We start from the raw sequence: 13,185 nt of genomic DNA, 5'->3' as shown, positions 1-13,185 counted from the left end.
ATCAATGTTGCCGGTGCGAATTGGAGCTGATCACATGAATCCCGGGGACTTGATTTTTGTCAGCGGAATCGACGTCATTTCTCGAATCATCCGATGGGTGACTGAAAGTAAGTATTCCCATGTTGCAATATATGTGGGAGGCGGAAGGGTTATCGAAGCTCAAGCGTTTCGGAAGGTTGGCTTCCAAGAGCTTGCCTACTACGAGGGGAAATACGATGTGAAGCCCATTCGCTTGAGAGAGCCTCAGCGCATACATGGCCTCGTGTGGATTCTGAATCAACGAGGACGGCCCTATAGTTATTGGTCGGATTTCGTTATTCTTCTGCGATGTCTTTTCAACATTCACATTCCGTGGCATGAAGGATTAGCCATTATTTGTTCCCGTCTAGGACGGGATTTTTTATTTCACTGTGGTTTACCCATCCCGGACGAAAACATGAGCCCGGAAGACCTATATGAATGGGTAACGTCTTACACAAGGGAGTGAGAGTATGGCGGATCAAGCCGTATACGAAGCTGCGAATAAAGCCTATAACGATGCGTTAAGTAGCGGTAAGAGCCAAGACGAAGCGTATAAAATTTGGCATGACACCGCCGCTTCACTAGAAAATCAAGGTTCCGGTACGTCTTCGAGCTCGGGAAGTTCGGGGAGTTCATCGAATTACGGCGGAAGTTCATATTCAGGCGGTTCATCGAGCAGTTCGAGCCCCTCCACCGGGACGACTGGAACAACCTCATCCCATCCTGCTTGGATGGGGGATATGTACAAACAGGATGCCAATGGATATTGGAGTACGAACCCAGACAATCCTAACGCCGAACGGTTTACTAGTGACGGCAGGCCGGTCGCTACAATTGGGTACGATAACCAAAAGACAGGAACTCATTATGAGGGCTGGGGTACACCGGAACAAGCTCAGGCGATGAGAGCCGTCATGAATGACCCTGCTGCGGAAGAAAATCTCATTAAGAGCTGGTTACAAAATGGCTTCCTGAATCATCCTTACAGCCAGTTTGTGACCAATAATAATTCCAACCCTGTTTATTCAGCCGCGACAACGGATGGCTCCAGCTTCGTTCAAAAGTTAAAGCAAGCCGTATTAAACCCCATGTCCACGGCGGACATACAAAAGCAAATGCAAGCCAATAGCGACGCATGGAACAGAACTACTGATCCTGCGGAGAGAGAGTGGCTGCATGACAAAAATATTCGCCTTGCCGCGCTAATTGGTGCGACCTATGACCCTTCCGGAACATGGACGGCAGCGGGTTCCGCTTCCGGTTATGATTTTCTCAACAATCAGGGGCAAGCAGTATCTCGCGATGGTAGCCTGCACGTATCTGTCAATGGCCAACCTAGCGCAGATGTGCCGGTTTATCAAGGTACGGCTTTCGGCAATTTGGATGAAATGTCGAAACGTTTCGGTGTCAATTTCAATATTGATCCAAACGGTATCGTTACCGTCAATGGTAAAGTGGTGAAGCCGATTGGATACGACAGTAAGGGAATACCGGAAGTAGGGCTGAGGGACTTTGCACAAGCTGCTGGGCTGAAAGTGGATTATAACGATAACGGGAAGACAGTAACTATTTCTGGCAGCACTCAACCAATAAACGAAGCTCCAAATACAGGCGTTGGTATAGGCGACAATCAAGGAAGCGGCCAAGGGGCACCGGGTACAACGCAATTTCCGGGCGGAGGCTCATATGGATATGGGGGCGATCAAGGAACGGGCATACAAGACCCATGGGCAGCATGGAATAGTTACATCTCTGCTCATCCATTGCAACAGCCGAACATGATACCGATTCAGCAACAGTTTACACCGGATTGGCAGTCATACTATAGCCAGGCACATGCGCAAATCGATCCGCTATATCAAACGCAATATAACAACCTTATGTCGAAACAAGCCAGCGACATTAACGCTATGGATCAGAAAATGAACGCTCGTGGCATCTTTACGTCTGGTATCGCTCAAGCGGCAGAGAATGACCTCAGAGCGAAGACATCGAACTCCGTGGCATCTCTATTCAATAAGCAGATGTCGGACATTGAGAAGACAGCGCAGACGCTTTACAACAATGCTTATAAACAATACAGCCAAGGCAACCAATTCGCGCTCAAATACAACCAAGATCAGCTTAGCAACTATCTGAATCAGCAGAAATTCATTTTCTCTCAGTGGCTCCAAACGCAAAGACTTACTCTCTCGCAAGCACAATATGCTTTGAATGCGTGGGATAAGCAAGCAACGATGCTCTGGCATAATGCGCAACTGGATTTTGAAAAATATAAATTCAATAACTTAAGCGATTACCAGAAACAAACTCTAGACTTTAACAAATACAAATTTAGCAACCTTTCCGCCGATCAGATTGCAACTTTGCAGCAGAATGGCACGAAGATATTCGGCGTAGATGCCAACGGCAGACCTACACTTGATGCACTTAAAGCCGCTGGCCTTACCCCTGTAGGCGTGGACGCTAACGGCAACATAAAGTTCGTTCAAACAGCAACAGCATCCGATGCCGATCGAAAATATGCGCTTGATTTGGCCAAGGCAAGAGGTGGCTGGTTTGATAGCGACGGCAATCTGATTATGCCGACTGAACAAGCTAAACATGACCGTGCAACTGAGCAAAACGCAGCGGATAGTCTGAAACTACGCATCTACGACATGATGGGCTTCGATCAAAATGGCGTACCTACATTGAAGCGTGAGCAATTAGATGAAACCATCAATAAGGACAATCAAATGATCGATATAGCAAGAACAAATGCGACGAATGCCGAGAACAAAACAGTCATCGAGGGCATTGGCAGGCAGTTATCTACTGTCGACAATCAAATCAATGCCATCTATAATTCTGGCATTTTAGCCTCCACTGATCCTAGAAATGCTCAAGCAAAACAAGATGCGATGACGCAGCTTAAAACACTTAGCGGCCAGCGGGATACACTTAAAATCCAATTGGCTGGATTTACAAACCAAGGGTTTTATAACTACTACAATAAAGATGAGTACAACGATACGGCGGAGGATGGCGGCAAGTTAGGCGGACTATTCACGGGAAAGTAGACGGGGCGGTTCCTTTCGCAAACTCAATCAACCAAGCAGCTGATCGTTATAGCGTTCCTGCTGGCATTTTGAAAAACATCATGATGGCCGAGAGCAGCGGGAACCCCAATATCCCAGATTCCCCAGCCGGCGCTCAAGGGTTGATGCAGTTTATGCCAGGAACCGCCCGAGATTTAAGAATCGATCCTTACGATCCGAACCAAGCCATTCAAGGTGCAGCAAGATATTTGAGTCAACTGTATAGCAAATATGGTGATTGGAAGCTTGCTGTTGCGGCCTATAACGCAGGACCGGGCAACGTAGATAAGTACGGCGGGGTTCCACCGTTTGCTGAAACTCAAGCTTACGTCCAGAAAGTACTAGGAGGCGGATAAACGTGGGGTCTGTCTTTGATCAAATGCCAAACTTTCAATCCTTTCGAAATTCCTGGCAATCGAACTTACCGCAGGATAACAGCTCTAATGACTGGAACACACGCACCCCTTTTTCTAATCCGGTTGATTATTCAGGTGATAGTGGAGTAGCTTCCCAATTGAATGCTGCTACTAACGATGGCGGTGGGTTCTTTTCGAATCTTTGGAATGGCATCTCAAACAGCCCAATAGGACAAGGAATTGCTAACGCGACATCCGTTTTGCCAAAAGCATTAGAGACAGTCGGTATAGCAGTTGGCGATCCTATAAGAAGCTTAGTCGAAGGACAACCCGTTAACACAGTGAGCGATATATCGAACATATGGAATCGGTCTGGGAGCCAAACATGGAGCGACATTGGGGATTTGTATAACCGCAGTAAAGGCGCACTACAAGGCGCAATGTCGGGTGCTTACAGTGGCGCTCCATCCATTCTTCAATCTATCGGTAATGGCGGTTTGCTTGGCTCTATTGGAAATGATGTGGTATCCATAGGAAAAGGCATTGCCCAAGGTTGGGAGAATCCGACAACGGAAAACCAATCCTTCCAGCAAGGCCTTAATGCTGTAACAAGTCCGTTACCGAAAAGTGTTGCATGGGCACCGCGATTTGCGGCCGAAGCCGTTACCGACCCGTTGACGTATGCTCCGATTGGAAAAGTTGCCGGAATTGCAGGGAGGATATTAAAAGTTGCGTCAGACGCTGCAGGAGCTACACCATACATTACGGGCGCTGTAGATGCAATCAAATCCACAAAGCCTGTTTCCGCGGTTACAGATGCGCTAGGAAAGGCGTTTGTGAAGAACTACGGTACGTCCGACGGACTTTCTCAGTCGCTGCAAGAATTACAAGGAAATATCGCTGCTGACAGGATGGCAATTCAGCAGCATTTGCCACAACTCGCACAGGCGCACGGACTGACACCGGACGAAGTAAGACAACTGCCGGAAGTGTTTGAGGCGGGAGGTTCCACAAATCCGAGATTACACCAAGCTTATCAGGACTTAAACAACATTCTTAATAACGGTATCCCGTTGCATGATCAGTTCAAAATCGGTACTAATGCCGAAACGTCCACACTTTTCAACGGTAAGCCTATTCTCGATCCGGAAAAACTCATTCAAGGCTACTACCCGCAGCGGTATGCTAAAGAGTTAAATCCGAAACTGCAACAAAAGATGGATGACTTGATTATAGGCCAAAAGAAGGGATTTTCCACTTCAGGGCCTTTTAACCAAGAAAGATTATTCAAAAACGTGGCAGAAGCCGAAGCCAACGGATTCAACCCGGAACGCAACGCCTATTCTGCAGTTGCACAACGTCTCGCCGAATCATCTAAAACACTCAGAACGGCGCAGTTCTTACAGAACATGCTGGACAGGGGGATCATCTCAAAAGAAGCATTTCCGGGAATGAAAGCGAGCGAGATAAAGCCACTGAGCAGTTTCTTTACGATCGCAGAGAAACAGCCAACCGGTGCAAGTCCGTTAGCGCAAGCGCTCAATGAATCGGGAGCAGCATTCAAGCCATTAACCAAGTTGAACGATTCGGGATTTTCGATTCCAAACGAATTATCCAAGTCGGCTCCACGGTATCGGTCGAATCCGCTTGAGTTTGAAAGCCCTCTTGATAAAGCAGCATACATCGTCGGTAACACCACGAACCGATCGGCAAGGGATGCGGACTTTATCGCTGCTCTTGAAAAACATACGGGACTCTCTGAGTCGGAATTGAGGGCGTATGGGCAATACATGAGAAGTGTGGTCAATGGGGCGGCAAACGGAGTTGCCGACGGAGAGAAGATCACGGTACCGCGCACGCTTGCGAACCTCCCGGAACATGGCACAAATCCATCTGCTGCTGTAGCTGGTGAACCCAATGATTTTGCTAGTTTAGTGAAATCACTGGAACAGGCGCAGCCGGCCGATAAGATCGTCAAGGTAAATCCCTATTATATTAGACCGGCTGACGAAGCAGCCATCAATGAATTTTTGAACCCGACCAAACCGTCAGGTCTTTTAGGTGTGGCCAACAAACTCAATAGTTTGTACAACAAAGGTTTCTTGTTAAATCCTTTACCTCACATGCATAACGTGACAACAAACGGTATGCTTTTGGGAGGTGCTAAACCCGAGTATGTATCCCAAGCATTCCAAGACATCAAAAACGGTGTATCGAATCCTTGGTATGAGGAAGCAGTACGAGCCGGCGCCGTGAGCGGACTTCGCGGTGAAAACCTGATGAAATCCGTTAATGATGCCATGGTCCCGACAAAAGGTCTCCCTGGTCAATTGCTTGACAAATTCAACTATGCTCGCCATGATGCATTATGGGATACTGATTCGGCTATTAGAACTGCTCTATATCGACAGGCACGCGAAGAAGGGCTTTCTAGTGCTGATGCGGCAGCAAGGACGAATAAATTCATGGTGGACTATAATAACATCACGCCCTTTGAAGCCAAGTATATCAAGCCGATTGTTCCTTTTTACGCATGGAAAAAAGGAAACATTCCTTTGCAGATCAGCCAAACCTTTGCCCAAACACCGAAATATGTTGCATACCAACATGCAAAGGATTCCGTTAGCCAAGCGTTAAGCGGACAACCGACCGACCAAAAGGGCCGCATCATGACTGGGGAAACATTGCCCGATGGTTCTCAAGTGGCGCTTGATCCCTATTCGCCAATGGATGAGCCGGGCAAGATCATGGAAAAGGGTCTGGTCTCGTGGCTGCTCGGTAGCTTAAACCCGTTCATCCGTGAACCCATAGTGCAAGGCACAAGTGCAATCGGAGAATTTGCACCAAATAATCCGCTGGGTATTCAGAACAAATATTCCATTTACAACGCCGGAGCCCCGGAAGAGTACAACGCCCGAAAAGGCATTGCACATGCGCTTAATGCTCTCAATCCACTAGGAAGCAGCGCGATCCTTGGCGAAATCGGTAATAGCTCCAATGGAATTAATAATAGCGTGAACTGGATTGCGGATTTGTTAGGCGGGAATCCTGCGAATGACTTGCCGACGAAAGATAAACCGGGACAAACTACATCGGAACTCGTTACCAAATTGCTCGGCGGCTTTACTGGACGGGATAACCCGCAAAAAGATGCGATCAATCAGATGTATCAAAATAAGGGCAACATCCTCGGTCAGATCAAATATCTCAGAGAAACCGGTCAACCCGTTCCCAAAGCTCTTCAAAGGCAAGCGTATAAGCGGATTCCAAAAGCCAATTAACAGATTAGGGCACTCCCTTTATAGGATGGTAATTAGAAAGGGAGTGCCTATATCACTTGAATTCGCAATCCCAATGATGTACGTCCAACAAGAAATTGACAAATTGAAAAAGTAATCAACTTATGAAATTAGAGTCTATCCGCCGATAGGCTCTTTTTATTTTACCAAGGCGGTGGTTACGATGTCGGACACTCAAACATTAGAACACAGATTGACCTCTCTCGAAAAGGAGCAGGAGGCGCAAGGCAAGCGTATTGGAGCAATTGAGGGAGAAATAAAGGACATTGTAAAACTATTGAGTGCACGACCGACATGGCTCATTACATCATTGATCACCATACTTACCACAGTTACAGCCAGTTTGATCGTTTATGTCACTACGCATCATTAGGAGGCGGTTCCCTTGCAGTTCTTTCGAAGCCCCATATTTTTTATAGCGATCCTGTTGCAAATAGCGGGGCCGTTGCTCTTTTCCTTTGGCGATTGGGCGAATGTGATTCAATACCTCTCCGGCTTCGGCATGGCGTATGCCATCTATCAATACGAAGTTCATCACAAGAAGCAAATTCAACAAATTCTTCATCACTTTAAGGAGGGCTCCAAGTGAGCGTATTTCGTTACCCTGTTAACGTAGAATGGATTCCTAATCTCCCGGCAATCTCCTATCGTAACGGCGTAGGCCAATGGGAAGGTGTCGTGATGCACTACACCGACAACCCGAGCGACACAGCTGCCAGTGAACGAGCATACGAAGCAGAGACGTTCAACAACGCTTTTGTACATGAATTTATCGACCCCACACAAGTGTTACAAGTCGCCAATCCGAACTACATTGCTTACGGTGCCGGGCCCCATGCAAATGCGCGGTTCGTACACTTGGAACTGTGCCATGCCGACACGCAAGAAGACTTCGACAAGTCCTATGATATGTGGTGCGAACGCGCGGCGGAATATCTCTTTGCCAAGCAGCTCGGCGTCTCAAAGGCAGAACCGACAGGCCATGGCACACTGTGGAGCCATTATGATGTAACGCAATACCTGGGCGGCACGACACATACCGATCCGATTGAATACCTTCAAAAACGGGGTAAGACGTGGGATGACGTTGTAGCGCAAGTGCAGAAGTGCTATGACGATTTAGCTGCGGGGGATATATGGAAGCCTGACACGCAAGCGGAAGTAAAACCCGATCCACAGTCGGCTATGCCTGTTCCGGAAGTTGATCAATGGAAGCTTGATTCGATGCAATACCTGAAAGATCACGGCCTCACTACGCAAGACCATAACCCGGACGCCACGGTCACATGGGCGGAACTTGGCGTTGTATTAAAGCGCCTGAAAGGAGAATGATCATGGACTGGAACAAGTTAAAACAACCCACTTTCATCATCGCCGTACTGTTTTCGTTCAAGCTGATCCTGCAACCCCTTGGCATCGACATTCCCGATCAGCAACTCAATGCATTCGCCAATGGCATTAGCGCCTTAGTGACGATCATTGGGATTTTTATGGATCACACGCCGAAAGCAAAGACACCGGATCAACCAAAACAAAACGATACTTCAGCACCAGTTTGAAACCTCGTCCTACTCCACAATAAAAAAGCCGGGCTCGAAGAAGAGCACCGACCGGAAGAAAAACAACCAATAGAAGTATATGCAGATCGTTGGCTATATTGACATATGTACGTCATTTTATATCGTATGGGAGCAAATCGGGCTCGATCTACGAGGTGGACTAAAAATTCCGGCTTTGGCGCACCATGAACGTGAACGGACGCCAATACCGGAAAGGAGATACCGCCATGAGCGAGGGCAGCGCGAGACCGAACGGCTCCCAGCATGTCGAAACGACGGACGACCCGAAAAAGCAAGGCCGCTCCGCCGCCAAGAAGAAGTCGAAGTAACCGCGAATAGTCCAAGCAAAAACGCTCCTCGCAGGCAGGAAAAGCCTTTGCGGGGAGCGTTTTTATGCATCTCGGCGAGATGTTTGCGGGTTAACGGAACGTGGTTCCGCTAACGGGGCATTTCCCGGTTATTTCCCAAAATTAACGGAACGCAGTTCCGTTAAAAGTGCCGCTGAAGTAGCCTTACAGCGGTTTCGAGCACACATCAGGGAAAATAACGGAACGGTGTTCCGCTAAGCTCACGGAAAAAGTAAAAATGCCGATAATAACGGAACTCCGTTCCGTTATCGCTGCGGTTGACCGGCCTGGTTTAGCGGCCGACACCGTCTTGCGCCACAGACCAGCACCGCCGACGAGCAGCCCAGTCCGTACCGGCCAACACTGCCATGGAACCGCCGCTGGGTCTGGGCACCGTCGACTAGCCGCCGCATGGCACCGCCGCCCTGACCAGCAACGCCGACTAGCCGCCGCATGGCCAGTACCGGCCAACACTGGCAAGGAACCGCCGCATGGCCCAGCACCGCCGACAAGCCGCACAGCCCCGCCACTGGCCAGCACCGCCGACGAGCCGCACGGCCCCGCGCTGGCCAGCACCGCTGACGAGCCGCAGAGCCCCCTCACTGGCAAGCACCGATGACGAGCCGCACGGCCCTACGCCAGCCACAATCCTTCACCACCCAGACCGCTCCTCCATCCCCTCAACTTACCGCAACCGGTCCGCCGAATCCGCCTCTAACGCTTTGGCAGCAGCTTCACGTAATCGTCCGACATGCGCATCAGGCGCAGCACGTAATCGTAATCGCCGCGATACTGGCTGAAGTCGGATACCGGCTGCAGCGTAGAGAGCGATACCGCCGTTCCGTCGTCAAATCCTTTGCCCGGGATGAACAAAATATCGTTGTTAAAAAACGATCCTGTCGGCAAATAGTAGCGCATCCCGAACGCGTTGCGCGTAATGTTGAACAAATTTTGCCCGAAATGAACGACGTTCTCTTTCTTGAACGAAATGCCCAGCAAATTGGCTACCGTCGGCATAATGTCGAGCTGGCCGCCGACCTGGCTGATCGTCTGGCCCTGCTTTTGCCCCGGCACGTGGATGAACAGCGGAACGTTGAACTTGGACACGTACGGATGGTAGGTGATGCCGAGCGCGCCCGAGACGAACTTCGGATCGTTGTCCTCGGGCTGCAGCCCGAAATGGTCCCCATACGCGACGAAAATCGTGTTGTCCCACAAGCCGTCCGCCTTCAGCTGGTCGATGAATTTGCCCAGCGCGTAATCGGTGTAATTGATGGCCAGCAAATAGTCGCCAAGCTGCTTGCCTTCTAGCGATGCAGGCAGCTCCATTTTGCGCCGGTCTTTCGGAATGACGAACGGGTGGTGGCTCGACACGGTGATGAGCTGCGCATAGAACGGCTTGCCCTGATCGTGCAGCTCCTTCAGCTTGCCGCCGGCCACGCGGTAAAGCTCTTCGTCGGAGGCGCCGAACGAATTGAAATTGTCGTTGTTGTAGTACGGTTTGTCGAAGTAATGGTCAAAGCCGATGGCCGGATAAAGCTTGGCCCGGTCCCAGAAGCCGACGTCGTTGACGTGGAACGTGTCCGCCTCATAGCCTTGCTTCTGCAGCAGCTTCGGCAGGCTCGGCAAATTGCGGTCTCCGAATCCCGTTGACATCGCGATCGTGCCGGTCGGGTAAATCGACGTATTCGACATAAACTCCGCATCCGACGTGTTGCCTTGCCCGATCTGCTGAAAAATGCGCGAAAAATAATAGCTTTCCTTCGCCAGCTTGTTCAGGTTCGGCGTAATTTCCTGATCGCCGAGCTTCAGGCCGACCGGGAAGTTTTGGAACGCCTCCATCTGTACGACGATGACGTTTTTTCCACGCTGCGTTGCGAACAGGGGGGCTTTCTCCGCGGCCGGCGACTTTTTGCCGTAATCGTATTTGTTTTCGACGCGCGGCACGACGGCAATCGCTTCCTGCAGGCTGGTAAAGTTCGTCTCGTCCTTCGTTCCGTTCAGCGCCGCCGACACTTGGTAGTTGAGGAAGCCGATGCTCTCCGCCCGCACCAGCTCGTTGGCGATGCCGTCGTCGTAGCGGATCAGCCACACCGACGCGGTCAGCCCTACGAGCGACAGGGCGGTTACCGTCAGCTTGCGCCAAGGCAGCGGCTTAAGCCACGGCTTTGCCCCTCGCGCCCGGCGCACGGCAAGCAGCACGCCGAACGGCACATCGGCCCAAAATATAAAATCGAGCGGTTCGATCGTCGATTTCACGCTGGACTGGATTTGCCCTAGCTGCTTGACACCCGTTAACGCCGTATATGTCACAATCGTATCGAAATGCTGGTAATAGACGGCCGCAGCGAAAAACATAAGCGACAGCGCCAGGTCGAGCAGCCAATATCCGCTCCGCTTCAGCTTGCCGGGCAGCGCGAGCTCGACTAGGCCGGTCAATACGAGCACGCTGGCGAGATCGATCAGGGCCGCATTCCAGCTCCATGCTTGAGCCAGCAGATGGCGTAGCCACGCGAGCTTAAGCACCAAAATCAAAGTAAAGATCAAGTACGGACTTCTCCAAAAATTCGCGAAGGATCGCTTCATCATCATCCTCCTGGCCGCAGCGGCATTTTTCCGCATATAGCACTTACCGTACTAAACGAACCTTAATCTAGGATGAAAAATGTTTACATATGCCAATTCGCCCATGCAAGCGTACCGCACAACAGCCTTCTATGATAATATGAAGGTAAATTCCGGAAAAGGAGCTCTCATTCCGATGCCTAATTTAGCCCCATACCGTCATGGTTCGTCTTTGCTCGGCCAAATGGAAGCGACCGCCGTCCCCGAACGGGCGGTGGCCATTTGGCATCTCGGCCAAGAATCCGTCGTCCTGAAGGGCGCGGGAATCACGTTGTACGTCGACCCGTATTTGACCGATTCGGTGAACGCGGACGGCACCACGCCGCGCAAATTTGCGCCGCCGCTTCAGCCCCGCGAGGCGACGAACGCGGACTATGTATTTATTACGCACGATCACGGGGATCACCTCGATCCGTCTACGCTGCGCGATATGGCGGCCGCTTCACCGCAGGCCCGGTTCATATGCCCGGTGCCGTGCGTCAGCCAGATCGTCAAAGCCGGAATCGAGCCTGGCCGGGTCCAAGGGGTGAACGCCGGGCAAACGGTGGAGCTGGGCGCGCTGACCGCCGTTCCGGTCGCAAGCAAGCATGAGGATTACGAGCAGGACGAGAAGGGGAACCACGCCTTCCTCGGCTACGTATTCAAACTGAACGGCGTTACCGTATACCATGCGGGGGATACGATTGGCTTCCGGGCTTTGGCGGACGAGCTGAAGCCGCTTGGCGTCGAGGTGGCGATGATGCCGATCAACGGACGCGATTTTGCCCGTTTCGGCCAGGGGCTGATCGGCAACATGGATTTCCGCGAAGCGATCGAGCTCGGCCGGTCTATCGGCGCCGACCTGCTCGTGCCGCTCCATTACGATATGTTCGAGACAAACACGGAAAATCCGGCGTACTTCGTCGATTACATTCACGACCGGTATCCGCGGCAAAAATTCAAGCTGTTCGTGCCCGGAGAGCGCATGCTGTATTTGTCCGAGCGGGATTGACGCCGCGGCGGTTTGACTGCGCGGCGATTATGGCGCATAGTGGAGAGGAGTCAAGGTCCGACAGGGAGGAATGACGAGGATCCATGGAAGGCAGACCGATGCGCAAAATGCTGCAGGCGCCGATCCGCGCCTACCGCAAATTCATATCGCCGCTCAAGCCGCCGACGTGCCGGTTTTATCCGTCCTGCTCGCTTTACGCGCTGGAAGCGATTGAGGTGCACGGCGCTTTGATCGGCTCCTGGCTGGCGGTGAAACGCATTTGCAAATGCCATCCGTTTCACCCCGGGGGTATCGACAAAGTGCCCCCGAGAAAAACGAAACATGGCGGGACGGCTGTCCGACTTGACAGCGAGCGGCCCGATTCGCTATAGTTGTTCCTAACATATGGAATGTTCGATGAACGGATAAGTACGGGCGGGCGCCCATCGCCAGAGAGCCGGGCCAGGTGAAAGCCGGTATGGGAAGAAGCCCCGAAGATGGTCCCGGAGAGCACGCTTTCGAGCCGTCCGTATTTGCGTTTGTAGCCGCCGCCGCTTATTGGCGGGCGATTTCCGCGTCGCGCAGCCAGCGTGGCTGTTGGCAGGCGATCTTGCACTTTACGGAGGTAAGGGAGCGTCGGCTAATCCCTCGTTACGGGATTTGAAGCGTTGGCGGTTTGCGTCGTCGGCGAAAGCGTGCACGATTAACGGCACCGGCTTTCGGCGGCAAGCGGCGGCAGCCGGACGCTTCATGGAGCCTCGTCTGCGCAAGCGGCGGGGAAAGCCAGGGTGGTACCGCGTGAGCGTAAGCTCTCGTCCCAGGAGGACGAGGGCTTTTTTAGTGCGCCACGCATGGCGATTAACTAGGCGGTGAAAGTCCGCTGTGGGGGCTTGTAGTGGCCAACCACTAGCCAAGAGCAAGGGTGTCC

10 protein-coding genes are annotated in these 13,185 nt (G+C 51.5%); 8 read left to right on the top strand and 2 right to left on the bottom strand.

All coding sequences use genetic code 11. From position 1 onward, the window contains the following. The first annotated feature begins 4 nt into the window (after window positions 1-4). The 4 genes from SD70_RS40540 to SD70_RS27145 are packed head-to-tail and all read left to right on the top strand — an operon-like array spanning window position 5 to window position 6,738. Window positions 5-487, top strand: coding sequence for an NlpC/P60 family protein (locus tag SD70_RS40540; protein WP_156158217.1), 483 nt, complete (start codon window positions 5-7; stop codon window positions 485-487). Between the two features lie 4 nt (window positions 488-491). After that, window positions 492-3,083 carry a hypothetical protein gene (locus SD70_RS27155; RefSeq protein WP_156158216.1) on the top strand — a complete coding sequence of 864 codons (2,592 nt, stop codon included), beginning with the start codon at window positions 492-494 and terminating at the stop codon, window positions 3,081-3,083. Then, a complete protein-coding gene (locus SD70_RS27150) occupies window positions 3,068-3,457 on the top strand; it encodes a lytic transglycosylase domain-containing protein (protein ID WP_082053702.1) in 390 nt (129 codons plus the stop codon). The genes SD70_RS27155 and SD70_RS27150 overlap by 16 nt, the downstream gene beginning before the upstream one ends. 2 nt (window positions 3,458-3,459) lie before the next feature. Then, the gene (locus tag SD70_RS27145; RefSeq protein WP_041051448.1) at window positions 3,460-6,738 is read left to right on the top strand and encodes a hypothetical protein; all 3,279 of its coding nucleotides are present in this window, start codon (window positions 3,460-3,462) and stop codon (window positions 6,736-6,738) included. 325 nt (window positions 6,739-7,063) lie between these two features. Here SD70_RS27145 and SD70_RS36465 read toward each other — a convergent pair whose 3' ends face one another. After that, a complete protein-coding gene (locus tag SD70_RS36465) occupies window positions 7,064-7,324 on the bottom strand; it encodes a hypothetical protein (protein ID WP_156158215.1) in 261 nt (86 codons plus the stop codon). A gap of 17 nt (window positions 7,325-7,341) precedes the next feature. Here SD70_RS36465 and SD70_RS27130 point away from each other — a divergent pair, with 17 nt between their 5' ends. Together SD70_RS27130 and SD70_RS27125 are read left to right on the top strand one after the other, a co-directional pair. Continuing rightward, on the top strand, window positions 7,342-8,088 hold the full coding sequence (locus SD70_RS27130) for a peptidoglycan recognition protein family protein (RefSeq protein WP_052487932.1): 747 nt from the start codon (window positions 7,342-7,344) through the stop codon (window positions 8,086-8,088). A gap of 2 nt (window positions 8,089-8,090) precedes the next feature. Continuing rightward, window positions 8,091-8,315 carry a hypothetical protein gene (locus tag SD70_RS27125; protein WP_041051443.1) on the top strand — a complete coding sequence of 75 codons (225 nt, stop codon included), beginning with the start codon at window positions 8,091-8,093 and terminating at the stop codon, window positions 8,313-8,315. 1,061 nt (window positions 8,316-9,376) lie between these two features. Here the strand turns inward: SD70_RS27125 and SD70_RS27120 are convergent. Then, window positions 9,377-11,209 (bottom strand): LTA synthase family protein, encoded by a 1,833-nt coding sequence (locus SD70_RS27120; RefSeq protein WP_231571583.1) that lies wholly within the window; start codon window positions 11,207-11,209, stop codon window positions 9,377-9,379. 214 nt (window positions 11,210-11,423) lie between these two features. Here SD70_RS27120 and SD70_RS27115 point away from each other — a divergent pair, with 214 nt between their 5' ends. Further along, a complete protein-coding gene (locus SD70_RS27115) occupies window positions 11,424-12,278 on the top strand; it encodes an MBL fold metallo-hydrolase (protein WP_041051499.1) in 855 nt (284 codons plus the stop codon). A gap of 98 nt (window positions 12,279-12,376) precedes the next feature. Then, window positions 12,377-12,649, top strand: a complete 273-nt coding sequence (yidD, locus tag SD70_RS27110) for a membrane protein insertion efficiency factor YidD (RefSeq protein WP_052487936.1) — start codon at window positions 12,377-12,379, stop codon at window positions 12,647-12,649. Window positions 12,650-13,185: the final 536 nt, after the last annotated feature.

The organism is Gordoniibacillus kamchatkensis, from assembly GCF_000829455.1.
GTDB classification, from domain to species: Bacteria; Bacillota; Bacilli; order Paenibacillales; family NBRC-103111; genus Gordoniibacillus; species Gordoniibacillus kamchatkensis.
This window is presented reverse-complemented; position numbering and strand designations above follow the sequence as displayed.